Annotated in this window: 24 protein-coding genes and 1 tRNA gene; 14 read left to right on the top strand and 11 right to left on the bottom strand. The window is 70.8% G+C overall.

The window, feature by feature from the left end; genetic code table 11:
- Nucleotides 1-9 precede the first annotated feature (9 nt).
- On the top strand, nt 10-1,431 hold the full coding sequence (locus ACFXOM_RS19985) for a glycosyltransferase 87 family protein (RefSeq protein WP_384945812.1): 1,422 nt from the start codon (nt 10-12) through the stop codon (nt 1,429-1,431).
- A gap of 74 nt (nt 1,432-1,505) precedes the next feature.
- A complete protein-coding gene (locus tag ACFXOM_RS19980; protein ID WP_384945813.1) occupies nt 1,506-3,404 on the top strand; it encodes a M64 family metallopeptidase in 1,899 nt (632 codons plus the stop codon).
- On the opposite strand, the gene ACFXOM_RS19975 is transcribed toward ACFXOM_RS19980, so the two are convergent.
- The 3 genes from ACFXOM_RS19975 to ACFXOM_RS19965 form a co-directional block, all read right to left on the bottom strand.
- Nucleotides 3,405-4,214 carry an SAM-dependent methyltransferase gene (locus tag ACFXOM_RS19975; protein WP_384930774.1) on the bottom strand — a complete coding sequence of 270 codons (810 nt, stop codon included), beginning with the start codon at nt 4,212-4,214 and terminating at the stop codon, nt 3,405-3,407. It lies immediately after the preceding gene.
- 97 nt (nt 4,215-4,311) lie between these two features.
- Nucleotides 4,312-4,548 (bottom strand): DUF397 domain-containing protein, encoded by a 237-nt coding sequence (locus tag ACFXOM_RS19970; RefSeq protein ID WP_384930777.1) that lies wholly within the window; start codon nt 4,546-4,548, stop codon nt 4,312-4,314.
- Complete coding sequence (locus ACFXOM_RS19965; protein ID WP_385038641.1) at nt 4,549-5,409, bottom strand: helix-turn-helix domain-containing protein; 861 nt, start codon at nt 5,407-5,409, stop codon at nt 4,549-4,551.
- A 211-nt stretch (nt 5,410-5,620) separates the two neighbouring features.
- On the opposite strand from ACFXOM_RS19965, the gene ACFXOM_RS19960 reads away from it, so the two are divergent.
- The gene (locus ACFXOM_RS19960) at nt 5,621-6,079 is read left to right on the top strand and encodes an ATP-binding protein (protein ID WP_384930782.1); all 459 of its coding nucleotides are present in this window, start codon (nt 5,621-5,623) and stop codon (nt 6,077-6,079) included.
- The gene (locus ACFXOM_RS19955; protein ID WP_384930783.1) at nt 6,073-6,609 is read left to right on the top strand and encodes a hypothetical protein; all 537 of its coding nucleotides are present in this window, start codon (nt 6,073-6,075) and stop codon (nt 6,607-6,609) included. The genes ACFXOM_RS19960 and ACFXOM_RS19955 overlap by 7 nt, the downstream gene beginning before the upstream one ends.
- A gap of 138 nt (nt 6,610-6,747) precedes the next feature.
- On the opposite strand, the gene ACFXOM_RS19950 is transcribed toward ACFXOM_RS19955, so the two are convergent.
- Nucleotides 6,748-7,518 (bottom strand): VOC family protein, encoded by a 771-nt coding sequence (locus ACFXOM_RS19950; RefSeq protein WP_384930786.1) that lies wholly within the window; start codon nt 7,516-7,518, stop codon nt 6,748-6,750.
- A gap of 134 nt (nt 7,519-7,652) precedes the next feature.
- Here ACFXOM_RS19950 and ACFXOM_RS19945 point away from each other — a divergent pair, with 134 nt between their 5' ends.
- Nucleotides 7,653-8,231: an NUDIX hydrolase gene (locus ACFXOM_RS19945; protein WP_384945815.1), complete on the top strand. Its 579-nt coding sequence runs from the start codon at nt 7,653-7,655 to the stop codon at nt 8,229-8,231.
- Nucleotides 8,232-8,316: 85 nt separating this feature from the next.
- The gene (locus ACFXOM_RS19940; protein WP_384945817.1) at nt 8,317-9,948 is read left to right on the top strand and encodes a sigma-70 family RNA polymerase sigma factor; all 1,632 of its coding nucleotides are present in this window, start codon (nt 8,317-8,319) and stop codon (nt 9,946-9,948) included.
- A gap of 315 nt (nt 9,949-10,263) precedes the next feature.
- Here the strand turns inward: ACFXOM_RS19940 and ACFXOM_RS19935 are convergent, their stop codons facing one another.
- Nucleotides 10,264-10,953, bottom strand: a complete 690-nt coding sequence (locus tag ACFXOM_RS19935) for a TetR/AcrR family transcriptional regulator (RefSeq protein ID WP_384930795.1) — start codon at nt 10,951-10,953, stop codon at nt 10,264-10,266.
- A 58-nt stretch (nt 10,954-11,011) separates the two neighbouring features.
- Between ACFXOM_RS19935 and ACFXOM_RS19930 the strand changes: the two genes are divergently transcribed.
- The 4 genes from ACFXOM_RS19930 (at nt 11,012) to ACFXOM_RS19915 (ending at nt 16,278) form a co-directional block, all read left to right on the top strand.
- Nucleotides 11,012-12,640: an FAD-binding oxidoreductase gene (locus tag ACFXOM_RS19930; RefSeq protein WP_384945819.1), complete on the top strand. Its 1,629-nt coding sequence runs from the start codon at nt 11,012-11,014 to the stop codon at nt 12,638-12,640.
- A gap of 249 nt (nt 12,641-12,889) precedes the next feature.
- Nucleotides 12,890-14,164, top strand: a complete 1,275-nt coding sequence (locus ACFXOM_RS19925) for a VWA domain-containing protein (RefSeq protein ID WP_384930801.1) — start codon at nt 12,890-12,892, stop codon at nt 14,162-14,164.
- Nucleotides 14,164-14,934: a hypothetical protein gene (locus ACFXOM_RS19920; protein ID WP_384930804.1), complete on the top strand. Its 771-nt coding sequence runs from the start codon at nt 14,164-14,166 to the stop codon at nt 14,932-14,934. Before ACFXOM_RS19925 ends, ACFXOM_RS19920 begins: the two co-directional genes overlap by 1 nt.
- Before the next feature lie 531 nt (nt 14,935-15,465).
- On the top strand, nt 15,466-16,278 hold the full coding sequence (locus ACFXOM_RS19915) for an N-formylglutamate amidohydrolase (RefSeq protein ID WP_384930806.1): 813 nt from the start codon (nt 15,466-15,468) through the stop codon (nt 16,276-16,278).
- Nucleotides 16,279-16,531: 253 nt separating this feature from the next.
- On the opposite strand, the gene ACFXOM_RS19910 is transcribed toward ACFXOM_RS19915, so the two are convergent.
- A complete protein-coding gene (locus ACFXOM_RS19910) occupies nt 16,532-17,839 on the bottom strand; it encodes a DUF2254 domain-containing protein (RefSeq protein WP_384930808.1) in 1,308 nt (435 codons plus the stop codon).
- A gap of 211 nt (nt 17,840-18,050) precedes the next feature.
- Here ACFXOM_RS19910 and ACFXOM_RS19905 point away from each other — a divergent pair.
- Nucleotides 18,051-18,135 (top strand) — tRNA-Leu (locus tag ACFXOM_RS19905).
- A 507-nt stretch (nt 18,136-18,642) separates the two neighbouring features.
- On the opposite strand, the gene ACFXOM_RS19900 is transcribed toward ACFXOM_RS19905, so the two are convergent.
- Complete coding sequence (locus ACFXOM_RS19900) at nt 18,643-18,993, bottom strand: ArsR/SmtB family transcription factor (RefSeq protein WP_384930811.1); 351 nt, start codon at nt 18,991-18,993, stop codon at nt 18,643-18,645.
- Nucleotides 18,994-19,387: 394 nt separating this feature from the next.
- Here ACFXOM_RS19900 and ACFXOM_RS19895 point away from each other — a divergent pair, with 394 nt between their 5' ends.
- Nucleotides 19,388-19,735: an anti-sigma factor antagonist gene (locus tag ACFXOM_RS19895; RefSeq protein WP_384930815.1), complete on the top strand. Its 348-nt coding sequence runs from the start codon at nt 19,388-19,390 to the stop codon at nt 19,733-19,735.
- A 180-nt stretch (nt 19,736-19,915) separates the two neighbouring features.
- Here ACFXOM_RS19895 and ACFXOM_RS19890 read toward each other — a convergent pair whose 3' ends face one another.
- The 4 genes from ACFXOM_RS19890 to ACFXOM_RS19875 are packed head-to-tail and all read right to left on the bottom strand — an operon-like array spanning nt 19,916 to nt 22,816.
- Complete coding sequence (locus ACFXOM_RS19890) at nt 19,916-20,338, bottom strand: ATP-binding protein (protein WP_384930818.1); 423 nt, start codon at nt 20,336-20,338, stop codon at nt 19,916-19,918.
- Nucleotides 20,338-20,724, bottom strand: a complete 387-nt coding sequence (locus ACFXOM_RS19885; protein WP_384930966.1) for a pyridoxamine 5'-phosphate oxidase family protein — start codon at nt 20,722-20,724, stop codon at nt 20,338-20,340. Before ACFXOM_RS19885 ends, ACFXOM_RS19890 begins: the two co-directional genes overlap by 1 nt.
- Nucleotides 20,725-20,744: 20 nt before the next feature.
- Entirely contained in the window at nt 20,745-22,478 is a 1,734-nt protein-coding gene (locus ACFXOM_RS19880; protein WP_385038638.1) for a SulP family inorganic anion transporter, read from the bottom strand.
- Nucleotides 22,475-22,816 (bottom strand): ArsR/SmtB family transcription factor, encoded by a 342-nt coding sequence (locus ACFXOM_RS19875; RefSeq protein ID WP_384930820.1) that lies wholly within the window; start codon nt 22,814-22,816, stop codon nt 22,475-22,477. The genes ACFXOM_RS19880 and ACFXOM_RS19875 overlap by 4 nt, the downstream gene beginning before the upstream one ends.
- Nucleotides 22,817-23,281: 465 nt before the next feature.
- Between ACFXOM_RS19875 and ACFXOM_RS19870 the strand changes: the two genes are divergently transcribed.
- Entirely contained in the window at nt 23,282-23,656 is a 375-nt protein-coding gene (locus ACFXOM_RS19870) for a hypothetical protein (protein ID WP_384930823.1), read from the top strand.
- Between the two features lie 772 nt (nt 23,657-24,428).
- Nucleotides 24,429-25,685: an NAD(P)/FAD-dependent oxidoreductase gene (locus ACFXOM_RS19865; protein ID WP_384930825.1), complete on the top strand. Its 1,257-nt coding sequence runs from the start codon at nt 24,429-24,431 to the stop codon at nt 25,683-25,685.
- The last annotated feature ends 13 nt before the right edge of the window (nt 25,686-25,698 follow it).

Genomic DNA, 25,698 nt, shown 5'->3' with positions numbered 1-25,698 from the left:
CTGGGTCGCGTGTTCAGCCTCCGCACCCTCGTCTCCGGACTGCTGTTGGCAGCCCTCGCCACCACGCTCGCCCTCACCGTCCGCCAGGACACCTATTTCGCCGATTCGCCCGTACTGGCCTGGTGGTACGCCGCGTGCTGGCTGCTCTTCGCCGCAGCCGCGTTCTGCCTACGGAAGGCACCCGTGCGCCACTCCGTGGCACTGGTCCTCGGCGGTTCCGTCGTGATCGCCGCGACCGGCCTGCTCGCTCCCCCGCGCACCAGCAGCGACGCCTACCGCTACGCCTGGGACGGCCGGGTCCAGGCAGCCGGGATCTCCCCGTACGACCACACGCCGAAGGACCCGGCCCTGGCCCCGCTGCGGGATCCGTGGCTCTTCCCCACGGGTGCGGATTGTGCGGCTGCCGAACGTGCACGCATCCCCGGGCCGCCGGGACAGGTGCACTGCACCCGCATCAACCGGCCCGGCGTCCACACCATCTACCCGCCGGTCGCGGAGGGCTACTTCCTCCTGGTCCACGGCCTCTCCCCGGACGGAGCACGACTGCGCCCGCTGCAGATCGGCGGCGCCGCACTCTCCGTGGGCGTGACGGGAGCGCTGCTGATGGTGCTGCGTCGCCGGGGTGACCCGCGCGACGCGGCCTACTGGGCCTGGTGTCCGGCGGTTCCCCTCGAAGCGGTGAACAATGCTCACGCCGATGTGCTCGGGGTGCTGCTCGGCGTGGCCGGTCTCGCCGTCGTGGTGCGGCGCCGCGCGGCCGGCGGTGCGCTCCTCGGCGCGGCCACCGCCACGAAGCTGCTGCCCGCCCTGCTGGTGCCGGGGGCGCTCTCCGGGGTGCGCCGGGTCCGTGATGCAGCCGCCGTGGTGCTGCCCGCGGCCGCCGTCGTCGTGCTCAGCTACGTGCCCTACCTCCTGGTGTCCGACGGCTCCGTCCTCGGCTATCTGAGTGGTTACGTCGACGAGGAGGGATACGGCGATGCCTCCGCCCGCAACCGCTACGCCCTGCTGCGGCTGGTACTGCCCGACGACTGGTCGGTGGCCGCGGTCGCCGTCGGGATGTTGTGCGTCGTCACCTACGTGGTGGTGCGCGGGGACCCGGAGCGCCCCTGGCACGGATCGCTGCAGGTGACCGGGACGGCGTTCCTGCTGCTCACACCCGGGTACTCGTGGTACGCACTGCTCCTCGTCGCGTTGGTGGCGCTGGACGGACGACCGGAGTGGCTGACGGTGGCCGCAGCCGGCGCCGCCAAGTACGTCACGGCGCAGTCGGGCGGTGACGGGGACGTCATCGGGACCACTGCCTACGCGGTCGCGGCTTGTGCGGTGCTGGCCGGATGTGCCGTACGGAGCCGGCGCAGCTCCGGCCGGCGCAGGCACCGTACCGGCGCGGGTAGCACCGAACCGGCGCTGCCCGCGGCACCGTCCCGCTGACTGTCATCCGATGGAGCGATGGCCAACTCTGCTGTCTTTACGGCGATTTGGCCACGGCCCTACGCTCCGGCCGCATGGACACATCCGGCACACGTCTCCCCAGAGCGGTGGCGCTCGGCATCGCGGGCGCCCTCCTCTCGTCCGGTTTCCTCGGCGCGACCCCGTCCGCTTCGGCGGCCGTCGCCGAGCCGGTGAACGAGCACGCCAGGGTCGTACCCGTGCAGACCACGGGGCCGACCGACAAGCGCTTCAACCTCGTCTTCCTCGGCGACGGCTACACCGTCGACGAGCTGGGCGAGTTCCGCGCCGACGTCGGAAGGCACCTCGGCATGCTCTGGAGCATCGAACCGTTCGCGTCGTACCGCAGTTACGTCAACGTCTGGGCGGTGGAGGTACCGTCTCCCGAGTCAGGAGTCGACTGCGACCCCTCCCTGGACGCCCCGCGCCGCAACACCCCCCTGGACATGGGGTTCTGGGGTGGCTGCGACCAGGACGGGGTGCAGCGGCTGCTCACCGTCGACTCCCGCGCCGCCACGGCGCTCGCCGACCTCGTCCCCGGCACCACGAGCACCAACCGCCAGGTCGTGGCACTCGCGAACAGCGACACTTACGGCGGCGCGGGAGGTACGTACGCCACTGCGTCCGGCGGCAACGCACTGTCCTCGCTCATCACACCGCACGAGATCGGCCACTCGCTGGGCCGGCTGCAGGACGAGTACGACTACTACGCCCGCGGGATACCCGGCGACACCTACTCCGGGGACGAGCCCTCCTCGCTGCACCACACGCTCCTCACCGAGGAGCAGATGCGCGACCGCCGCGCCAAGTGGTGGCGCTGGCTGGGCGAGGAGAGCGAGTCCGGCGGTGTGATCGGCCGGTACGAGGGCGGGTTGTACAGCACCAGGGGCGTTTGGCGGCCCAGCAAGCACTCGATCATGAAGAGTCTGGGCTACGCCTTCGACCAGGTGGAGCGGGAGGTGATGGTCGGCGCGATCTCCGCCAAGGTGAACCTGGTCCAGGACCACGCCCCGAACACCGCACCGATCGGGGCCGACCGCACGGTCTGGGTCGAGACGTTGCATCCCGTGGGCGGCGAACTCAGCGTCTCCTGGCGGCTCGACGGACGCGCGCTGCCCCGCACGCACGGCGCCCGCACCCTCGATCTGCGGCGACTGGGACTGTCCCCCGGCACCCACCAGCTGACGGCCACGGTCAGCGACCCGACCCCGTTCGTCCGGGACCCGGCCCTGCGCGCCTCGGCCGCACTGACCCGAACGGTCGACTGGACGGTGGACACCTCCGTACGCACACCACGCGCGCCCGTGTCCCCGGCCTTCACCGGACACACCGCCACCGGGAGTCCGGTCGGGGCCTCGTCCGTCGTGTACGCCGACACGACGCATCCCACCGACCGCTCGCCGGCCGTCCACTGGGCGCTCGACGGACGTCCGCTCCCCCGTCCCGGAAATGATCGCGATCTGGACCTCGGCACACTGCGGATGCACCCGGGGACACACACACTGACCGCCACCGTCGGCGGCTCGCCCGGGGTGCTGCGGTGGACGGTGGACGCAACCCCGGCGGCCGGGGCGTACGAGCTGTCCCGTCCGCTGCGGACGGTGCACCGACCGGGTCGGCCACCGGAGTACGTCTACGACGGCCCCTTCACCCTGCGGCTAATCTCCCGCGATGACCAACCTGGCCCGGTCGTCTCGCAGTTCAGGGTGGACGGCGACGGCTGGTACACGTACTACGGCTGGCCCACGGACGCCGACGCGCCGTTCCTCTTCACGCCGGGCGGCACGACCGTCGACGGCCTCGTCTACGGCAAGCTCGGCACCCCCCGCGCCGTGCCCTGGGACGACGCCACGCCGCAGTTCGGTACCCATACCGTGGAGCAACGGACGATCGACACATCCGGCAACGTCAGCAGGGCGACGTCCTTCTTCGTCACCCTGCTCCCCAGCGGCTGATCAGACGACCCGGGCGACGCCCGCGTAGCCGGGGATGGGGTCATCACCCGTCACGGCGACGGCTTGGCCCAGTTCCGGGTGCCAGTCGGCGGTCAGCGACACTCCCGGGTCGACGAGCTCGAGACCGTCGAAGAACCGGGTGAACTCGGCGCGCGTGCGCGGGCGCAGGGTGAGCCCCCGGTCCCGGTACATCTCCCGGGCCGTGGCCGCCTTTTCCGGATCGAAGTCGCCCGTCGTCTGGGAGAGCACGAGGTGGCTCCCCGGGGCGAGCTGCCGGACCAACCGCTCCACCAGCTCGTACGCACCGTCCTCGTCGTCGACGAAGTGCAGCAGCGCGAGCAGCGACAGGGCGATCGGCCGCTCGAAGTCGAGGACCTTGCCGGCCGCGTCCAGGATGGCCTCGGGATCGCGGGCGTCGGCCTGGATGTACTCGGTGGCGCCTTCCGGGGTGCTGCGCAGCAGCGCCTCGGCGTGTGCGAGCACGATGGGATCGTTGTCGCAGTAGACGACGCGGGACTCGGGGGCGACGTCCTGGGCTATCTGGTGGAGGTTGGGCTCGGTCGGGATACCGGTGCCGATGTCGAGGTACTGGCGCACGCCGTTCGCGCCGAGCCACCGGGTGGCGCGGTGCATGAAGGCCCTGTTGACCCGCGCCATGTCGCGTCCGCGCGCATCGAGGGCGAGGAGTTGCCTGGCCATCTCCTCGTCGACCGGGTAGTTGTCCTTGCCCCCGAGGAACCAGTCGTACATGCGAGCCGGATGGGGCTTGCTGGTGTCGATGTGTACGGCGGTGGGCTCTTGCCCGGTCATCTGGCCTCTCCAGTGGTCTGCGACGGTGAGCGACGGGTTGACGAACGTAACAGCGTTTCTCTGTAGTGGAATTGAATCCCGATCAGTTCGGATCGCATCATGTCAGGAGGAAGTCCGCCTGCCCGGACTTGGCCCCCTGGATGAAGGCGGCGATCTCGCCGTGGGTGTAGATGAGGGCGGGGCCTTCAGGGTCGGCCGAGTGGCGCACCGCGACCCTGCCGTCAGCCAGCTTCATGGCCTCGAAGCAGTTGCCGCCGTTGCCACCGCTCCACGGCTTGTGCCAGCCCTCCGTACCGAGCTCCCGGGCGGGCATGCCGTTGTATATGCGATCCATTCACAGCTCCTTGCGGACACCCCGCAGGATGTCCTTCGTGCGTTGTGCGGTGGCGGCCTGGGCCGCCATGCGGTCCATGACCTCCAGGTGCGAGGCCACTTCAGGACGCGCGTCGAGGTAGACCGCGCCGGTCAGGTACTCGCTGTAGACCATTTCGGGCAGTTCGGCCATGGCGAACCGGAAGAGCACGAACGGTCCGTAGGTACCGGGGTGCGGACCGGTCGCGAACTCCGCGATCTGCAAGGTGACGTTGGGCAACTCCGCGGCCCGGAGCAGCTGGTCGAGCTGGGCCCGCATCACCTGCGGGCCGCCCACCGGTCGGCGCAGCACGGTCTCGTCCATGATCACCCAGAATCTGGGTGCGTCGGACCTGCCGAGCAGTCCTTGCCGTTCCATGCGCAGGGCGACGTGGCGTTCTATGTCGTCCGCGCTGGTGGCACCGAGCGCCCCGCTGCGCATGACGCCGCGCGCGTACTCCTCGGTCTGGAGGATGCCCGGAACGAAGTGCGGTTCGTACGCCCGTATGAGGCTCGCCGCGCCCTCCAGGCTTACGTACATGCTGAACCAGCCGGGCAGCACGTCGTGGAACCGCTGCCACCACCCGGGCTTGTTGGCCTCCTCGGCGAGCTGGACGAAGCGTTCGGCTTCGTCGTCCGCGACGCCGTAGGCCCTCAACAGCACCTGCACGTAAGGGATTTTCAGTGCGACCTCTGCGGTCTCCATCCGCCGGATGGTGGCCGGGGCGACCCGGAGGACCTTGGCGGCGGCTTCACGCTTCAGACCCGCGCGCTCGCGCAGGTCCTGCAGCTGCTTGCCGAGGACGACCTGCCCCACGGTGGGGGCGGACCGCGGCTCGCTCACTACAGACCTCCCCGACGCGCTGTTCTCGATGTCACCACGAGTGTGCCATGCAACCTTCCCGAGGACATGACACTCTGCAATTTCCAGAGTGCCTCTTGCCAAGTGGCGCGTTCAGGGGAAGAGTGTCCCGGTGAACCGGTTCACGAGGCTGCCGCGCCCTGCTCCCGGAGAGGCACGTCCGGCACTGCTTCCCCATCGTTAAGGATTGGTCGTGGCTCCTGGTAACACGCTCAAGCCCGTGTCCGTGGACCCGTTCCCGGTGCCCACGATCCACCGCTTCGGGTTCGAGCTGCCCGGCCGCACCGATTCGGTCGCGCGCGCCCGCCGCCTCATACGCGAGCGGATGCTGCGGTGGGGACTGGGTGGCGAGCTCCTCGACACCGTCGCCCTGGTCGCCTCGGAACTGTTCACCAACGCGGTCGTCCACACCGCGAGCGAGCGAGTGCTGTGCGAACTGCGGAGCGCACAGGACCAGTTGCGGATCGCGGTGCAGGACCAGGGCAGCCCGTCGGGCGAGCCGCGGCTGCGCCGCTTCTCCGACGACGAACACGGACGCGGACTCCTCCTGGTGGATACGGTGACCAGTGCGTGGGGTGCGCACGACGCGAACCCGGGACCCGGCCGCATCGTCTGGGCGGAGCTGGCGCTCAGCACGGGACGTCCATGCTGAGGACCGTGACCGGTCTACTCTCCCGCAGGCACGGGATGAGCAAGGAGCAGCAGCGCCTGGACGTACCCCCCGGGCTGTCGGCGACCCTCGGCTGCGATGCGGTCGGCCTCCCGGCGGGGCACGGCGTCCGCCTCCTCGCCAGGATGCCGCACACGGGCTGTGTCTACGCGGATGCGGACTGGTGGTGGTGGATCGTCCCCTCCGGCTCCGACCTGGACCTGCCCTGGCCGCTTCCCGCCCATTACTCCCGCGGCGCCTACGTACCGGTGCGGTCCGGCCACGGAACGTACGCGACGGCGCCCCGTCTGATCCACCGGCCCGACTCCGCCTTCGCCTACACCCCGCCCATTCCCCTCTACCTCATGGTCTGCCAGATCACCGGCATCGCCCCTGCGTGGGCACGGCACGGGTTCAGCAGCACACGGGAGCCCGAGGCACGCGAAAGCCCGGCCAGCCCGCGGGTACCCGGGCGGAACGCGGGCGGACCGGGCTGCCCGCTCGATGTCGAGAACCGGGCCGGGGATCGCTGAAGGAGCACGCCGAGCACCGTCCGCATCCACGCCTCCGGGCTCCGCGATCCGGGCTCGACGGGGGGCGGCGGGTCCCTCGCCGGCAGCTCGCCACCGGCGATCCACCCCCCCATTCTCCGGAAGGGACGGCCGTCCCCGTCAGGGCCGCGCGGCGGGCGGTGCGTAGATCCCGAACGCCGCGCCCTGCGGATCGTGGAGCACCGCGATGCGCAGCCCGTCCGGTATTTCCATCGGCTCCATGAGGACGCCGCCACCCGCACCCGCTGCCGTGCGGCCGGTCGCCCGCACGTCCGTCACCTCGAAGTACGGCATCCAGTGCGCCGGAGTCCCGAGTGGGAACCGCTCGTCGCCCATCGTCAGCATGCCGCCGAACTCCTCGCCGCCGATGGCCCACTCCGTGTACTGCTCGGAGCCACTCACGCTCCAGCCGAAGACCGCGGGGTAGAAACGCCCCGCCTCCGCGGGGTCACGCGTCAGCAACTCCACCCAGCCCAGCGCACCCGGCGCACGCAGCAGTTCAGCGCCGCCGAAGGCCCGACCCTGCCACAGCGAGAACACCGCCCCTTCGGGATCGGCCACGATCGCGAAACGGCCTTCCTCGAAGACCTCCATCGGGCCGGTGAGCAAACGGCCGCCGGCATCTGTGACCGCAGCCGCGGCCGCGTCCGTGTCGTTCGTCGCGAAGGACACCGTCCACGCCGCGGGCTGACCCGCCTGCAGGAGCGGGGTGAGCGCACACACGGCGAACTCACCGACGCGGGCGATGGTGTAGCCGCCGGCTTCCGCCCGCGGGTCGGTGACCGTGCGCCAGCCGAAGACCGCGCCGTAGAAGGCCTGCGCCCCCGGCATGTCCGCGGTGCCGACTTCGGCCCAGCACGGACCGCCGGTGACGGGTTTGGACGACTTCATGACGGTACCTCCGGCGGCCGGTCCCCCCGCAGAGCACGCTATGCCGGGTGGGTCACAGCGGCCACCCGTACCGGTCCGTACGATCGGTCACCACCGCGCCCGGCCGGTCGCGGCCGAACGACCGGAGGCAGACAGTGACCCGCTCCCCCAGCCACACCGCGGACGGGCGGACGTCCGAGCGCCCCGCGCGCGCCTTCCCCGCACCGAACGGGCTGACCGGGGTCGGCATGATCGTCCTCGATCCGACCGGCCGCGTCCTCCTCGGACTCGCGCACGACGGTCGCTGGGAGCTGCCGGGCGGCAAGGTCGACGCCGGTGAGAGCTTCGAGCAGGCGGGAGCCCGGGAGCTGGCGGAGGAGACGACGCTCCGGGTGCGCGCGGAGGACGTGCGGGTCTGCGCCGTGGTGTTGGACGGCGAACGGGGGCTACCTCGGGTCTCCGCGGCAGGACTGGTCACAGAGGTCGAGGGCGCTCCGGAGGTGACCGAGCCGGACAAGATCGCGCGCTGGCAGTGGCACCGGCCCGAGTCCCTCCCGTCCGACCTGTTCATGCCCTCGGCTGCGGTGCTCCACGCCTGGCGGCCGGACCTGGCGCTGCCGGACGTCCCCGCGCTCGGCTATCCGCTGGCCGCGACCGCTCCGGGGGCGGCCGGCGCGCGGGCCGCCGGAACCGGTCCCGACCTGGGTATCGGATCGGTCGTCGAATCCGACTGAGACATTCCTGTTATCGGTGCGGAGGCCCGCGCGTCTCCCAGGTGTCGGAGGACAGGCCCGAGTTCTGAGAGAGAGTGGACACAGCGTGAGCAGCGAACGCGACGCCGCGACGATCATGGCGGCCCAGGCCGGGGACCAGCAGGCGCAGGACCGCCTCATCGCCGAATACCTTCCGCTGGTCTACAACATCGTCGGCAGGGCCTTGAACGGCCACGCGGACGTGGACGACGTGGTGCAGGAAACCATGCTGCGCGTCCTCGGCGGTCTGGACGGGCTGCGCAGCCCCGACAACTTCCGAAGTTGGCTCGTCGCCATCACGATGAACCAGATACGCAGCCACTGGCGGGAGCGAACCGCCGGTGCGATACCCACCGGCGACGGCTTGGAGGACGCGTACGACGTCGTCGACCCCGGTGCGGACTTCGTGGACCTCACCATCACCCAACTCGGGCTCTCCGGCCAGCGCCGCGAAGTCGCCGAGGCCACCCGCTGGCTGGACGAGGACGACCGGGCCCTGCTCTCCCTGTGGTGGTTGGAGGCCGCCGAGGTGCTCTCGCGGGCGGAGGTCGCCAACGCGCTGGAGCTGACCCCACAGCACACCGCGGTACGGGTGCAGCGGATGAAGGCCCAGCTGGAAACGGCGCGCGTCGTGGTCCGTGCACTGTCGGCGGATCCCCGCTGCGTGCTGTTGGAGCCGATCATCGCCAGCTGGGACGGCATACCCTCGGCCCTCTGGCGCAAGCGCCTGGCCCGCCACGCCCGCGGATGCACGGTCTGTTCGGGGCACTGGTCCGGTCTGGTGCCCGCCGAGGGCCTGCTCGTCGGACTGGCGCTCGTGCCGGTGGCGGCGGCTGCCGCGCTCAGCCAGTTCGCCCAGGCACCACACCTGGTCGCAGCGGGGTCCGCACGGACCCCGGACGGGGCCACGGCCTCTGCCCCGGACGCGAGTTCCACGGCATCGGCGGCCTCCCCGACGGGCACCCGCGTGGAGGCGCGGCGAGCACGCGGCCTACGCCGTCGGCGCACGGCGTACGTGGCCGCGGCGGTCGCCGCACTCGTTTGCGGCGGCGGTGCCGTCCACCTCCTCACCGCGCCGCCGGACGTGGACAAGCCGACCCCCGTGGCGGCGGCACCGGCTTCGCCGCTGCTCCCCTCCTCCCCAAGCCCCGCACCGACGCCGTCGCCCAGCACGTCCCCGTCGCCGTCGCCGTCGCCGAAGCCCACCCCCAGCAAGTCGCCGAAGCCCGCCCCGAAACCCTCGACGGCCAAGCCGACGCCCAAGCCGACGCCCAAGCCGAAGCCGGAGCAGGCCGACCCGCCGCCCGTCACGGGCGGCAGCAGGGCGCAGCAGGTCCTCGGCCTCGTCAACACCGAGCGCTCCAAGGCCGGATGCGGTCCGCTGCGCAGCAACGACAAGCTGGCGACGGCCGCGCAGCGCCACTCCGACGACATGGCCGCGCGCGGCTTCTTCGACCACACCAACCCGGACGGATCCGACCCCGGTGACCGGATCACCGCGGCCGGCTACCAGTGGAGCACGTACGGCGAGAACATAGCGAGGGGTCAGCAGTCTCCCTCGTCGGTGATGGACTCGTGGATGAACAGCCCCGGCCATAGGGCGAACATCCTCAACTGCTCGTTCAAGGAACTCGGCGTGGGCATCCACGACGGGTCGGGCGGCCCCTGGTGGACACAGGCCTTCGGCGCGGCGATGTGACGCCCCGGCGTGGGCGGCGACGCCCACGTGTCAGAGACGAGTCCGGCGCCCGGTGCCGTGGGCGCCCCGGCGAGTGGGGGCCACGATGCCCCTGGCCCTCCTGCTCGATCAAGCGACGAACCCGAACCCGCGCCCTGACGCGCACGCCCGGCGGGTGCCCCTCAACCCCTGGGGGAAAAACGACTTCTGGCTCCTGGAGGGGTCCAACACCCCCGGCATGACTGCACCTGGGCGGGCCCGAGGCCGAGGGGCGCGCTCCGGGGCCGTCCTGCACACCCGAGGGTCGACGTCGCTCGATCAGCCGCGCACACCTGCTCAGGCACCACCGCGAACGGCCGAGAGCAGACGTTCGCAACGTGCGCTCATCTCGTCGCTCGACAGGTCCGGATGGGCGATCCACCAGCCGACCAGGGCGCTGACCGTCCCCGTCCACACGTACTTGAGCGCGTCCGCGTCGAGGGCGTCGTCATTGCCCTGGCCGCGGAGCAGCGCGGCAGTTCCGGATGCCGCCAGGTCGTCGATGGCGGCTCGATGGCGACGCGCGGCCCGCCACGGACCGGAACCGTGCGGCAGCGTCCGGTCGTACAGCACGAACCAGGCGTGCCGCTGCTCCTCCAGTGCCGCGAAGACGGCGGTGAGGACCGCGTGGGGCAGCCGGTCTCCGGACGGTCCGGACGCCATGACCCCGTCGATCGCCGCGAGGAGGCGGGTGCCGATCCGCTCGACGCAGGCCGCGTAGAGGCCGTCCTTGGAGCCGAAGTACGTGTAGAGCATCGGCTTGGTCACCCCCACGCGCCGTGCGATCGCGGCCATCGACGCGGCGGCGTATCCGCGCCTGCCGAACTCCTCCAGCGCTGCGGCCACGATCTGCTCCTCGCGGCGGGCCCGTGGGACCCCCTTGGTGCCGGCGCCGCGCCCGCCTGCCGCGGCGCTTCCCGGGGTGCCACCGGACGGCGGGGCGGGCTCGACCGGATCCGGCGTGGCAGAGGCTCTTGCAGAGGTCATGGAGAGGACTATACGTTGCAGTAACTTACCAAGAGGTAAATTACCGAGAGGTCACATCATGGCCGACCGCACCACACCCGGGCCCCCGCCCCCCTCCCCCGGCGATCGTTCCTGGTGGGGCTGGGGCACCGTGGACGAGGCGCTTCAGGACGGCGAATGCACCGCACTCGCCGGGCTCGTCCCGGGCTCCGCGGACACCCCGCTGCCGGTGCCCGACCTCTGCGCCCTCGAACTGCCCAAGGTGCGCGTCGACCCGCCGCGCGCCCTCGCCCCGCAGCTGTCGGCCACGCCGTGGGACCGGGCCTCGCACACCTATGGCAAGGCGTACCGCGACGTGGTCAGGGCACTCCACGGAGACCTCGCGGCGGCCCCCGACCAGGTGGCCTTCCCCCGCACCGAGCAGGACGTGGTCGACGTCCTGGACTGGGCGGCGGACGCGGACGTCGCCGTCGTTCCCTACGGCGCGGGCAGTTCGGTGGTCGGCGGAGTCGAATACCGCGCGGACCACCACCGCGGCGTGGTGTCGCTGGACCTCTCGCGCCTGGACCGGGTGCTGGAGGTGGACCCGATCAGCCGGGCGGCCCGGATCCAGGCAGGGACCCTCGGACCCGCACTGGAAGCACAACTGCGGCCGCACGGGCTCACCCTGCGCCACTTCCCGCAGAGCTTCCAATTCTCCACCCTCGGCGGCTGGTTGGCCACGCGCGCCGGCGGCCACTACGCCACGCTGTACACCCACGTCGACGATCTGGTGGAGTCCCTGCGCGTGGTCACCCCCATCGGGGTCAACGAATCGCTGCGGCTGCCCGGTTCGGGAGCCGGTCCATCACCCGACCGACTGTTCCTCGGCTCGGAGGGCACACTCGGCGTCATCACGGAGGCTTGGATGCGCCTGCAGGACCGCCCGCGACACAAGGCGTCCACCACGGTCCTGTTCCACGACGTCGACTCGGCGATGAACGCCGTGCGCGGCATCGCACAATCCGGCCTGCACCCGGCCAACTGCCGACTGCTCGACCCGGGCGAAGCCGCACTGGCAGGCGTGGCGCACGAGGGCGAGAGCGTACTCGTCCTCGGTGCGGAGTCGGCCCACGCCCCCGTGGACGGGCGCCTCGCCGAGCTCGTCGCCCTGACCCGCGACCACGGCGGTTCACCCGCTCCGACGTCGCCGGGCTCCGAGGACGCCGCCGCCGGCGCCTGGCGTTCCGCGTTCCTGCGCATGCCCTACTTCCGGGACGCGCTGGCGCGGATGAGCGTGGTCACCGAGACGTTCGAGACCGCCTGCACCTGGGACCGCCTGCCGGAGCTGTACCGGACGGTGCGCCGTGAACTGGGGGACGTCGTGCGGAACGTCACGGGCGCCGAGGGCACGATCAACTGCCGCTTCACCCACGTCTACCCCGACGGTACCGCCCCGTACTTCACGGTCATCGCACCGGGGCGGCGTGGTGCGGAAGTCGCCATGTGGGACGAGATCAAGGCCGCGGCCATGCAGATCCTCGCCCGCCACGGAGCGACGGTCACCCACCACCACGCCGTCGGCAGGGACCACCGGCCGGGCTACGACGGTCAGCGCCCCGAGCCGTTCGCCCACGCGCTCCGCGCGGTGAAGCAGGCACTCGACCCGGCGGGGATCCTGAACCCCGGTGTGCTCCTCGACCCTGCCACCCCGCACCCCGCTCGCTGACGAGACGTCCACGCACCACACCGGACGGTGCGTGACGCACCCTCAGCCCCAAGGGTCACACCGGCCGGCGGCTCGACCACCACGACCCTCCCGGGGAGTCCCGCGCCGCCCTGCGGCGGCCGGGACACCCGACCGATCCGGACGCTCCCGCGCGAGCGGCTCCCCCGCCGCGGCCGCCGGACCCCCCAAGCGAGTCACGCGTCGTCCGCCGAATTGGGCAGCGCTCGTTCCGCTCACTATGATCCGCCGATGATCACACGAAAGCGACTGGCGGCCGCGCTCGGCGGCGCGCTGCTGGTCACCTTGACCGGCGGCCTCCTCCCCGCGGCCGCCCTCGCCGATTCCGCCGACGAACCGGTTGCGAAGGAACCGCCCAAGGTCGAACTCGTGCTTGACGTCAGCGGTTCGATGAGGGCGCGCGACATCGACGGGCAGACCCGGATGTCCGCCGCCAAACAGGCCTTCAACGACGTCCTGGATGCCGTGCCGGGCGAGGTGCGGCTCGGCATACGCACCCTCGGCGCCAACTACCCGGGCGACGACCGGAAACAGGGCTGCAAGGACACCCGGCCGCTCTACCCCGTCGGCGAACTCGACCGTACCGACGCCAAGACCGCGGTGGCGACCCTGGTGCCGACCGGCTGGACGCCCATCGGACCCGCCCTGCTCGGCGCCGCCGACGACCTGAAAGGCGGCAACACCAACCGCCGGATCGTCCTCATCACCGACGGCGAGGACACCTGCGCTCCGCTGGACCCCTGCGAGGTCGCCCGCGAAATCGCCGCCAGGGGCATCAACATCACCATCGACACGCTCGGGCTGGTGCCCAACGCCAAGATGCGCGCCCAGTTGATGTGCATCGCGGAGGCCACGGGCGGTACGTACACCTCCGTACAGCACAAGGAGGAACTGTCCGACCGGGTCAACCAGTTGGTGGACCGGGCTGCTGAGCCGGTCGTCACACCGGTCGCCACCAAGGGCGCCGACAGCTGTGCCGCCGCCCCGCAGCTCAAGGCCGGCCTGTACAACGACCGTGAGGCCTTCGGTCAGCACCGCTGGTACCGGGTGGCGCTCGAGCCCGGTCAGGAGCTGCGGGCCTCGGTGAGCATCGCCGCCGACCGAGCCGTCAACCGTGACTACGGAGTCATGCTGCGCGCCTCCACCGTCCACGGGCGGGAGATCGTCCGCGGCGAGGCCGCCGGGGACGGCCGCACCGACGTCATCTCGACGGGGCTGCGCTATCCCAAGGCCGACACCGACGAAGCCGAACCCGTCGCCGAGACGGTCTGCCTGCGGGTGAGCAACTCCTTCTCCGCGCCCGGCAACGTCAAGGCAGCCCCGGGTCTGCCCGTCGAACTGACGCTTGATGTGGTCGGCGGACCCGACGACGCCGACGACGTCGCCTTCTACGGTCTCGGCCGCGGCTGGTGGCTGCTCGGCGTACTCGGCGTCGCCGGCTTCGCCGCCGGTCTGCTCTGGGGCTGGGCCTCACGCTGGCGCATCGCAGTCTGGAGGACCAACTGATGCGTACCGTCCGTACTTTCGCAGCAACACTGTGCGCGGCCTCGGCCCTCCTCGGTGCCCCGGCAGCAGCCGCAGCGGCGTCCCCGTCGCCGTCCACGAGCGAGGACGCCGCCGCACCCACCGAAGCGGGCACGTCCTTCCGCACGGCCACCGTCGTCCGCCCCGGACAGCGAGCCACGGCGCAGGCGTCCGCGGGAGACTACCTGTACTGGCAGTTCGCCGCCGACGCGGCACAGCAGGCGACCGTGCGGGCCACGGTGAAGCTCCCCGACACCAAGGCGCGGCACGGCAACCACACATGGCGGCTCGACGTGTACGACGGACTGCGCCGCCGCCAGGCGTGCCGCTACGGCAGCGACGCCAAGGCGGCACCCGCCGAGGCCTCGAGCATCGAGCTGTCCTGTGCGCTGCGCACCGTCCGGGCCTGGTCCGAGCCCGCGGCCAACGACCCGCTGCCAGGCGCGTACTACGTGCGCCTCACCGTCGTCGACGCGCCCGCCGAGGACCTCGGCGAGTCGGTCGACACCGCCCTGGAGGTCTCCGTGGCCGACGCGGGGAGCGCCGCGGCAGTGGACGGCTCACTCGCCACCCCGCTGGTGCCCGCCTCAGGTCCCGCTCTCGAGCCCGACGGCGGCTGGGCCTCGGGCCGGTGGTCGTCCCGCCTGCTGTGGACGGCGGGCGGCGCGGTCCTCGCCGCTCTGGCCGGCATCTGGGGCTACCACCTCACCCGCGGCAACGGCCGCCCGGGGCACATACCGCCTGGCGCCTGACTTCACCGGCGCCGCCCGCCCCGGTCGAGAGGGACCGGGGCGGGCGGCCCTTCCTCCGGCCCGCTCCGGCGCACACCCGTGGCAGGCCCCGCTGACAACGTGGTGGAGCGGCACCCTGGACGGCGGGGGCCGGATCGGCGGAGAACACCCCGCGCCGGACGGCAGAACACCAAGATCGGCCAGGAGCTCGCGTGGCGCTGGTCCCCCGACGCCCCCGACTCCGCGGACCGCTCGAGACGGTGGGTCCCACGGGGCGACCTGGCGCACCCCGTTCCCACGACAGGCCCACGCGCACGGGGGCCGGCCCGATCGTCAACCGCACCGCACCGACCAGTGCCTCGGGCACGACGCGGGCACCGTCCGCGCCGGCGAGGGGTGACGAATCGCGGTGGACCGGCTGCCGGGGTGGGCAGAGCGCCCGCATGCGCTGGTAGGCGGGAGGGCAGGCCCAAGGGGACTACCGTTCGAGTACCAACGCGGCTGCAACCACGGCCGTCCGCCGACGTACCGCCGGCCAGCACGGAGACAGCGATGAACCCCACCTTCCAACTCCTCCCCGGCGCCGCAAGCTCCCCCGTGATCCTGCACGTGCCGCACTCTTCCCGCACTCTCCCCACGGACGTGCGACGGGGCATCGTGTTGGACGACCGCGCGCTCCAAAGGGAGTTGGACCACATCACGGACGCTCACACCGAGGAGATCGCCGCCCGGGCCTCCGCCTCCTCCGGCGTCAGGCCGTGGCAGTTCGTCAACCGGCTGTCCCGGCTGGTCATCGACCCCGAACGGTTCCCCGACGAGCGCGAGGAGATGCTGGCGGTCGGCATGGGCGCCGTCTACACCCAGACCACCCACCGCGAGGAGCTCCGCCCCCTCGGCACGGACCACGAGCCGTTGCTCGAGCGCTACTTCCGCCCGTACGCGGCGGCGATGGCGGTGGCCGTCGCCGACAGGCTCTCCGCGACCGGGCGCGCCATCGTCATCGACGTGCATTCGTACCCGACCCGGCGGCTGCCGTACGAGCTCCACGGCGGCGGGTCGCGGCCGCCGATCTGCCTGGGGACGGACGCCTTCCACACGCCCGTCGCGCTCCTCGCCCAGGCCCGGCGGTCGTTCGCGGAGTTCGGCGGTACGGGGCTGGACAGCCCCTTCGCGGGGACGTACGTGCCGCTGGAGTTCTACGGCAAGGACCCCCGGGTGAGCGCTCTGATGATCGAGATCCGCCGCGACGTCTACATGGAGGAACCGGGGGGCCGCGCCGGCCCGGGGCTGGAGCGGCTGGGTGCGGCGCTCGCGGAACTGGTGGGGGCGGTGTCGGGGGGACCGGTCGCACGACCGACAGGCTGAACCGGCCGGGGCCGCTCGCGCGTCAGAGCGCGGTGAACAGCTTCGGGAAGCGGGGTGCCATCTCTCGTGATCAATACACCTAGCGGCGCCGGAGTCGACGGAGGCGGTCACGGGAGGGCGAGCGCCGCGCCCCGGTCGCCTGCTGCGGTGCCCCACCCTGGGTCTGCGGCCACCAGCCGGTGCGGGCGGGGGACGCAGGCGCACCGCTTCGGTCGCCTTCGTCGCCCCGCGGCCGATCAGGGGCTGTCGGCGGTCATCCGATGCCCTGACGGTCCGGCTCCAACGCGAACCCCCGGTCGGCGGCGTCCGGCACCGTCCGCTCCACGGCCTGGACCAGGAGGGTACGGTGCCGCAGCAATGGCTCACGCCGGTCGGGTGGCGCGAGCAGCAGCAAGTCGTCCAGACCCGCCAGTACACGGCGGGAGATCTGTGGATTGCCCGCCGCGCTCCCGCGGATTTCCGCCAACCCCAGGTCGACCAGGTGAGCCCAGTCGGGCACGTTCTGTACGAGCCGGACCCGTCCCCGTCCGTCCCTGTGGTGCACGGCTCCCAGCGGCCGGTCGGCGACCGCCGCCAGGAAGGCCACGATCCGGTCCACACACTGCACCGCGGTCGTCGGATCGTTGACGGCGGGCGACAGTGCGCGCAGCGCAATGTCGGACAGTTGCCGCAGACCGAAGCCGAGGTCCTGGTGGAACGTGCGCTCCGCCCCCACGGACACCGCGTGCCGGATCCCGGTCAGGACGGGCGCCCGCCTGCCGTGCACGGCGAGCACGGGCATCCCCGGCACCAGGTAGTCCCCGATCCTGGGGATGAGCCGCAACACCACGTCGTTGCGCCGGGCCACCCTCACGAGCCGTGCGATGTGCACGTCCCTGAGGACTCCCGCCCGCCCCTGGTGGTCCAGTCGCGCTACCTCGTCGGGCAGCGAAGCACCGTCGGCCCCGTACAGGGGCATCTTCGCCAACACCCCGAACGATTCCTTGGTGATCCGCTCGACCACCGGCCCGACCTTCATCAGCTGAAGCGTCTGCGTCACGTACGCGATGAACAGCACCACGCTGAGACCGACCATGGCGAGAGTGAGGGCACTCTGCACTAGGGGCACGGCCGTCACGTCGCGGGGGTCGGCCTCGGTCTCGTACGACGTGAGGACGAGGAGCGACAGCAAGAACGTCGCCAGGAACACCGCGAACGTCAGCTTGCTGATCCTGCTCCTGATGAAGATCCGGACGATGCGCGGCGTGAAGTTCCCGGCGGCCATCTGCACGGCGACGAGGGAGATACTGAAAACCACGCCGATGAAGGTCATCATCGCCGCACTGATCGTGGTGATGATCGTCTTTGCGTCCTCGGCGATTCCCACCAGGGCGCGGATGTCCGCGTAGTCCCCCTCCCTCCGCAGCGAGTCGACGATCCACGCATCGATCTCGTCGGCCAGGACCCACAGCACGAAGACGAGGACCAGCGCCACCGTGGGCGCGAACCAGAAGGTGTCCCGCAGGTGCTCCCGCAGCGGGGACAGGGCGCGGGGCCTGCGACGAGGGTGCTCACGGCTCACGTGGCGAGGCTAGCGATTCGGCACTACCAGTGGTCGCTCGGCCACTTTCCGTGTTCTCCGTGCGGAGGGTCGCCCCGGCGCGACCGTGCGGGGGGCATGGGCGCGCCCCACGCCACTGACCACGAGAAATGCGGTGCAAGGACGCCTCGAACCCCTGGTAGAGTTATCCGTGTCGCCGCGGGGCACAAGCCCGGGAGCGACACAACACCTCGTCCGGGTGGCGGAATGGCAGACGCGCTAGCTTGAGGTGCTAGTGCCCTTTATCGGGCGTGGGGGTTCAAGTCCCCCCTCGGACACTCGTCGTTATGACACAGAAGCGAGGGCCTCGACCTTACGGTCGCGGCCCTCGATGCATTGTCGTCGCGCGACCCTCGGTGATCCTGTCGACCTGCCGGGCGTCGACCGGCGAGGGGGCCCGGATGGCGGGGCGGACGGTGTGCCGACGTCTCCTCCTGCGCCGAGACCCAGCTGTCGATCGCCGGCATGATCTCCGACCGCTCCGCGCGGCGCCCCACTCGCCTCCGGACCAGCGCTCAACGCCCCTCGTCCGAGGCAGAGTCGGCTGACCTCGCCAGCCGAACCTCCAGGCCAACACATCCGGACCTCGCCCCCGGGATCGATTGCCCGTGCGTGATCACACATCCCCGTGCCCTCCGTTGAGGGTGGCTGTCCGACGTCATGAGTACGCGGCCGTGGACGGTGACCGAAAGCGGTGCCGGGATGATGGGGACGGGTTGGGACCGCCACCCTCGCCGCACCGAGCGCTGCTCGGGTACGCCGAAGGGCGGCCGGCGCGAGGCCGACTACGTCGGCGGCTCACCTTCCCGCCTCCCACCCTGCAGATCTGCGAGCAGCTCGGCCTGGCCTGCCAAGACTCCGGACAGAATCGACCGCGCAACCTTCAGGAGTTCTGCCACCTGAGGGTTGGCCAGCGAGTAGTACACCGCGGAGCCCTCCCGCCGGGTCGTGACCAGGTTGGCCCGTCGCAGGACTGCCAGTTGCTGCGATAGGTGGGCGGGTTCCACGCCGACCTCGGGCAACATCTCGGAGACGGCATGTTCGCGCTCGCTGAGCAGTTCCAGTACACGGATCCGGGCCGGATGTCCGAGTGTCTTGAAGAACTCCGCCTTCAGTTGATACAGCGGCGTGCTCACCGGACCGTCCCCACTCCGGGGCACGCCGGCACGAGATCGGACGGTTCCTTCCGAATCAGCACCGTGCATCGCGTCCACCCAAGATTCTTCGCCATGGGGCCATCCTCGCGCCCTCCCACCGACATGATGACCTCGGGAATTGCTAATATTAGCAATTAGGAAGGTCAAGAAGAGGGAGGTTCGGTGTGCGAATCCCACGCCTGCGTGGCGGAAGCGCCTTGCTCAAGTGCCCCGCGTGCCGCCTCAAGTGCTTGCCGGCGGCCGCCGGTACGGACGGCTCGTGTCCCCGCTGCGGACATCAGCGCCTGCTGAGCATGGACATCGACCGCGGTTGGATCCGGCCGACAACCCGCATGGGGCGCAAGCCTGCCGACGGAGAGCGCTGAGCCACCCGATGAGCATCAGTTGGAGGGTCGAGGAGCAACGCGGTGCGACGGTCATGAGTGTCGCCGGGTTCCTCGGCAGCAACGCAGTCAGCCGCTTCTCGGAGGGATTCGGATGGGTCGTGGCCCGCAGCACCGGGCCAGTGATTGTTGACCTTGCTGAACTTCTGGGGTGGAGTGCAGAAGGGGAGCTGGCCGTCCTCCGGGCAGCCACGGCGATACGGAGCAGCGGACGCTCACTGGCGTTCTGCGGTCTTGACCACCTGGAGGCCACGAACACCTGGGGCGACCATCTCGCGTCCATCGCCGTCTACCCTGACCTGGACACCGCCCTGGACGCCCAGACGCGCTCCGACTGACCCGCACGGTCTGTGCGCGGGCAGTCGCCGGGATGCGGCGGTCCCCGCCACGCCGCGCCCCGTCGACTGGGGATCTCGAAGGCGTCGTCATGACGCGCGACCGGCCACGCCCGACAGTGACGGGACGAGTCCTGCCGCTTGGAGTAGCGCCGCTCGCCGGCCGTCGTTGCTCTCTCGTTCTCACAAGGGAAGGGTGATCCAGACGCACTTGCCCCGCCCGTCCGCGTCCGCACGTACGACCGCACTGCCGCCGAGTTCGAGGGTGAGTTCGACGACGGTGGCCAGGCCCCCGCGGTGGGCGAGTCGGGCGGGCAGGAGGGCAGGCTGGTACGGATGGCGGTCGTGGACGCCGAAGGCGAAGGCGTCCGGGCCGCCTGCGTAGATCACGGTGATGTTCGGCGACAACGCCGCGGCGTGCCGCACGCTGTTGGTGACCAACTCGCTCAGGATCAGCAAGGCGGGGGCTACGGCGGGGTGCCGCCGGCTGATTCCCCACTCGACCATCACCTGTTCGGTGTTCTCGCGCGCCGTCCGGACGGCAAGCCCCATCGCGGGCAGTGTCAGCACATGCCGGTAGGGCAGCTCTCCGACCCGAGAAGCCATCAGGCTTCCTCATGGGCCAGCTGGAAGCCCGTCACCGTCTGCGGGTGGACCCGCATGAGGGTGTCATGCGGGCCGTAGATCCAACCGGGCAGCGTTCGGCGGTAGTGGGCAGCCTCATCGGGGTCGGTGATGACCTCGGCAGGCCCGCTGACGGCCACCGACCACCCGGTGCCTTCGGGCACGCGGATCTCGTCCGCCTGGTAGGTGAACACGGCCCTGCCAGAGACTGCAGCCGCCTGCGCGGGCGTACGGACGATGAGACGGCCGTACTGAAGGAGATGCACGGCAGGCCGCACGACGGGGCTCTCACGCTGGACATACACCAGCCGCCCCTGGGCGGCGCCTCCAAGCAGCCACAGAGCCTCCGTACCGGAAACCTCGACCATACGGCGCAAGACGGGGCCGCTCACCGGGAAGCCTCCTCGGTGACGCGGGCGCCGGACTGCGCGGGTGCGGACAGCAGGACTCCGGCACCCTGCAGATGGGCACGGGCCGCGCTGATCGCCTCCGGTGTGGTGGCGTACTCCCGCACCTCCGACTGCGTCCGTTCCAACACCCCGACGGACGCGAGAGCCCGTCGCTGCCCCGGTTTCACCCCGGACAGCATGACGACGATGCCACGCCGGTTGAGCATGTCGACCGCGTCCTTGAGTACCAGCGCACCGGTGGCGTCCAACGTCGTGATCCGCGACATGCGAACGATCACCACGCGGACATCGGCGACCTCGCTCAGCTCCAGCAGGAACCGGTGCGCCCCGGCGAAGAACAACGGCCCATCGATCCGGTACGCCACGATGTGCTCGGCCAGCAACGCATGCTCCTCGTCGCTGTGCTCGCCCGGCAGGTCGGGCCGGAAGTCCACTTGGTCCATGCGGGCTTGTGCAGCCACCGCACGCAGCGCCAGCGCCCCGGCCACGACCAGCCCGATGATGACCGCCAAGACGAGATCGAGCGCGAGCGTGGCGACGGCCGTCAACACCAAGACGATCCCGTCGGAACGAGTCGCGCGAGCCATCGCCCGCAGTGAGCCGACCTCTACCATCCGGATCGCGGTGGCCAGCAGCACCCCGGCCAGCGCCGCCAGCGGAATCTTCGACACCAGCGGGGCAGCTGCGAAGACGATCGCGGCGAGGACGGCGGCGTGCGTGAGCGCCGCCAGCCTGGAGCCGGCGCCCGTACGGACGTTCACCGCGGTACGCGCAATGGCGGCCGTGGCGGGAACGCCACCGAACAACGGCACAGCCAGGTTGGCAACGCCCTGCCCAAACAGCTCCCTGTCCGGATCGTGCTGCTGGCCGACCGTCATCCCGTCGGCGACCGTGGCCGACAGCAACGACTCCAGCGCGGCCAGCGCCGCCACCGCCACCGCCGGGCCCAACAGCATGCCTAGCGTGGACAGATCGAGGAATCCAAGCGAAGGGGCCGGAAGCCCGGACGGGAGATCACCAATCGGCGCGGCCGCATCCAGATGGAACAGTTGCACGGCAATCGTCGCTGCACTGACCGCGACGATCGAAAACGGAACCACAGGCCGCCACCGCGCACCGACAAGCATCGCAACGGCGACACCAGTCGCCAGCGCGACGGCCGTCCAGTTCGGTGACGCGGCAAACTCCTGGACCGCCCGCCAAGCCACCACCAGAACCCGAGCGCCGTCGGGCTTGGCCACACCGAGCGCACTCGGGACCTGCTGGAGGGCGATTACGCAGGCGATGCCCAGAGTGAAGCCCTCCACCACCGGTGCGGGTACGTAGCGCATGTACTTCCCGGCACGCAGCAGGGCGAGCACGATCAGCATCAACCCGGCCAGCAGTCCGACAGTCAGCACCCCACCGGCGCCGTACTCGGCGACGATCGGCACCAAGACGACGGTCATCGCCCCGGTCGGGCCGGTCACCTGAACGTTCGAGCCTCCGAACAGCGCCGCAAGTGCGCCCGCGACCACCGCGGTCGCCAACCCGGCCTCCGCCCCGAGCCCGGAGGACACGCCGAACCCCAGAGCCAGCGGCAGCGCCACGATGGCGACGGTGAGACCTGCCGCCAGATCGCGGCGCGGGGAGCGCGCCATGACGGCGAAGTCGGCCCGGACGGGCAAGAGGGAACGCACCCGGCCGGTAACCAGGGCAAGCAGGGAGCTCACCGCGCAGCGACCTCCGCTTCCCGCAGCTCTACCAGCAGCTCGTTCTGCCCTGCCAGCAGCTCGGTCAGAATCCGACGCGCGGCCCGCATCAAATCGGCGACGTCGCCACCCGCGAGGTCGTACATCACGGTCGCGCCCTCCCGCCTGGAGGTCACGATCCCCGACCGACGCAGCACCGCGAGTTGCTGCGACAGCGTCGATGGCTCGACCTGGATTTCCGCCAGCAGCTCCCGCACCGGCATCGGCCCACTCTGCAGCAGCTCCAGCACCCGGATGCGCACGGGGTGCCCCAGCATCCTGAAGAAATCGGCCTTGGCCTGATACAGCGGTACCGACACGGTTGGGCCTCTCCTCACGCCCCGGGCAGACGGGGCATCGTCTGTGCTGTGCCCGCGGCTACCTACGGACACAGCCATCACAGCATGTTATGAATTGCAGAATTTTGCAATTCATGGAGTCCGCTAGCCGCAGATCGCAGACCCCGATGCGCCTCTTCAGTCCGCGCAGCACGCCATGCTCACGCCAGTCACCCTCAAGGCCCCACGAGGGGCAGGGATGACCGCGTCACGGCCGGCGCACCCAGACTCTCCCATCGCCCTGACGGAGCATCAGTCGAGCGCAGGTCCAGGACGCCCGCGGCCGGAGGCTCCGGCCACCCGGCCAGGCGACGGCGGGCAGCGTACAGCGATGAGTGCGACCTTTTGCCAAAATCAGAGGATTCGCCATCACGCCTTGCACGGAACGTAACCTCTCCGTCGCGGAACTTGCCTCAAGCAAGTGTCAGCAACGAGAAGGAGAGCAAAGTGGCGAACATCGAGGTCTCCCTGAAGGAGACCATGACCTCGATCGAGGGCAGCTTGGGGGCGGCCCTCGTTGACTACACCAGCGGCATGGCACTGGGCACCCTCGGAGGTAGCAAAGATCTTGATCTGACCGTTGCGGCGGCTGGCAACACCGACGTGATCCGCTCCAAGGTCCGCACCATGGAGCTCCTCGGGCTCAACGACGAGATCGTGGACATACTGATCACACTCGGCAGCCAGTACCACCTCATCCGATTGCTCAAGGGGCGCGGAGGAAACGGGCTGTTCCTCTACCTGGTTCTGGACAAGGCCAAGTCGAACCTGGCCATGGCCCGACACCAGCTCGGCCGGATCGAAGCCCAACTAGAGCTGTAGCCGCACCCCATGACCCCGGTGCCCTCATGGCCACAAATTGAAGACTTCTTCAATTTCCTACATGCCGAATCATCTCAAGCTTCGGCGGCGCCCAACCCGGCGCCTGGGCACGAGGGGTGCATCCGTCACATGCAGCAGCCAACCTCTGGGCCACTGACGAGTGACCTGGGTGGTGAAGCCAACGACTGCTGCCAGTGATGACCCGGGACGGACACCAAGGCCCAGAGCGCGCTTCGGAGGTGGCGGCACCGGACCGGACCGGTCCCCTCCCCGGCCTGGAGTCCTGCGTGTCCTGTTCCGCCCGCGGTCGCTGTTCACTCCCACCTCGCCGAGACCCGCGCCGGCAGGCCTCGGCGAGGTGTCGAACCAGCACCTCGCGGCTCCACAGCGAGCACCTCCAGCCGATCGGCGAGGACGGGCCGACGGTCGCAGTGTCGAAACCGTCGCCGAGGAGGACTTCTGATGCGCAGCGTGAGCTACTCGACGGGCGTCTCACGTGACGGCTCCATCGTTCAAGCCAGCTCGTACACGATTGTTCCTATGGCGGTGCACGTCGTTTTCTGGTCGTTCTTGATCCCCGAGGCTGCGGAGTAGCGGCATCCGCTCCGATGGGGGGCGACCCGCGGTGGACCGGGCGGTATCCGGCGGCGGGCCGCGGGCCGTGAGCTCCCCGGGTCGGATGTGCAGTTCCCCGCATCCAATGCGCCGACGGCCGCGAAGTAAGAGGCAGAGGACCGCTTCGGGCGGTGCGTCGAGTGGCGGGAGCAAAGTTGTGGATCATCGCGCCGTGGCCGTCGTCGGCTCGGGCGTGGCAGGACTGACCGCCGCCTACGTCCTGGCCAAGTCGAACGACGTCACGCTCTACGAGGGCGACGACCGGCTCGGCGGCCACGCACACACGCACGAGCTGCCGGCACCGGGCGGCGGCACGGTGTCCGTGGACTCAGGGTTCATCGTGCACAACGAGCGCACCTACCCCTGGCTGCTCCGCCTGTTCCGGGAGCTCGGGATCGCCACCCAGGACGCGGAGATGAGCATGTCGGTCCGGTGCGACGGTTGTGGCCTCGAGTACGCCGGTGCCCGCGGGCCGGGAGGCCTGTTCACGGGGCCGGCCTCCTTCCGCGGGCGCTTCCTGCGGCTGCTCGCCGAGGTGCCGGCCTTCCACCGGCGAGCCCGCCGTCTACTGACCGACCCACCGTCCTACGCGGTGACCCTCGGCGACTTCCTTGCCGGCGGTGGATTCTCCCCCTACTTCGTCGGCCATTTCGTGATCCCCTTGGTCTCCTCGGTGTGGTCATGCCCGGCCGGGACCGCTCTGGCGTACCCCGCGGCGCACCTCTTCACGTTCCTGGAGCACCACGGCCTGCTCTCGGTCACCGGATCCCCGCAGTGGAAGACCGTCGCCGGCGGCTCCGCCACCTATGTCGAAGCCGTCGCCAAACAGGTGCAGCGGGTGCGCACCGGCAGCCCGGTCCACGGCATCAGCCGCAGCGGACGGGGGGCCGTCGTCACCGCGGCGGGCGGCGCCGAGGAGTACGACGCGGTGGTGATCGCCACCCACCCCGACCAGGCGCTGCGCCTGCTCGCCGACGCCACGTCCGACGAGCGGCGGCTGCTCGGAGCGTTCCGGTACGAGCGCAACCCCACCGTGCTCCACACCGACTCGAGCGTGCTGCCGCGGTCACGGCGCGCCCGCGCCTCGTGGAACTACCGCCTGCCCGGCTGCCGCGCACTGCCCGAAGCGGTTCACGTCAGCTACGACCTGGGACGCCTGCAGCGGCTTCCCGCCGGCGCGGAGTACCTGGTGACCCTGAACGCCGACGGCCGGGTCGACCCCGGCAAGGTGGCGGCGCGGATGGTGTACGAACACCCCGTCTACACCACTGAATCGGTCGCCGCCCAACGCCTACTCCCCCGTCTGAACACGTCGGTGACGGCGTTCGCCGGAGCCTGGCACGGATGGGGTTTCCACGAGGACGGCTGCCGCTCCGGCGTGGCCGCCGCCCGGGCCCTCGGAGCCGAGTGGTGAGCGCCCACCCGCC

The organism is Streptomyces sp. NPDC059169 (assembly GCF_042755225.1).
Taxonomy (GTDB): Bacteria; Actinomycetota; Actinomycetes; order Streptomycetales; family Streptomycetaceae; genus Streptomyces.
Note: the sequence above shows the minus strand (reverse complement) of the source record. Positions and strands in the feature narration are given on the sequence as shown.

Coding starts and splice junctions, on each gene's coding strand:
- ACFXOM_RS19915 (WP_384930806.1), top strand. CDS start 15,466: ATGAACCCCACCTTCCAACTCCTCCCCGGCGCCGCAAGCTCCCCCGTG.
- ACFXOM_RS19920 (WP_384930804.1), top strand. CDS start 14,164: ATGCGTACCGTCCGTACTTTCGCAGCAACACTGTGCGCGGCCTCGGCC.
- ACFXOM_RS19975 (WP_384930774.1), bottom strand. CDS start 4,214: ATGACCGGGCAAGAGCCCACCGCCGTACACATCGACACCAGCAAGCCC.
- ACFXOM_RS19930 (WP_384945819.1), top strand. CDS start 11,012: ATGGCCGACCGCACCACACCCGGGCCCCCGCCCCCCTCCCCCGGCGAT.
- ACFXOM_RS19885 (WP_384930966.1), bottom strand. CDS start 20,724: ATGGTCGAGGTTTCCGGTACGGAGGCTCTGTGGCTGCTTGGAGGCGCC.
- ACFXOM_RS19950 (WP_384930786.1), bottom strand. CDS start 7,518: ATGAAGTCGTCCAAACCCGTCACCGGCGGTCCGTGCTGGGCCGAAGTC.
- ACFXOM_RS19935 (WP_384930795.1), bottom strand. CDS start 10,953: ATGACCTCTGCAAGAGCCTCTGCCACGCCGGATCCGGTCGAGCCCGCC.
- ACFXOM_RS19955 (WP_384930783.1), top strand. CDS start 6,073: ATGCTGAGGACCGTGACCGGTCTACTCTCCCGCAGGCACGGGATGAGC.
- ACFXOM_RS19895 (WP_384930815.1), top strand. CDS start 19,388: ATGAGCATCAGTTGGAGGGTCGAGGAGCAACGCGGTGCGACGGTCATG.
- ACFXOM_RS19980 (WP_384945813.1), top strand. CDS start 1,506: ATGGACACATCCGGCACACGTCTCCCCAGAGCGGTGGCGCTCGGCATC.
- ACFXOM_RS19970 (WP_384930777.1), bottom strand. CDS start 4,548: ATGGATCGCATATACAACGGCATGCCCGCCCGGGAGCTCGGTACGGAG.
- ACFXOM_RS19925 (WP_384930801.1), top strand. CDS start 12,890: ATGATCACACGAAAGCGACTGGCGGCCGCGCTCGGCGGCGCGCTGCTG.
- ACFXOM_RS19890 (WP_384930818.1), bottom strand. CDS start 20,338: ATGGCTTCTCGGGTCGGAGAGCTGCCCTACCGGCATGTGCTGACACTG.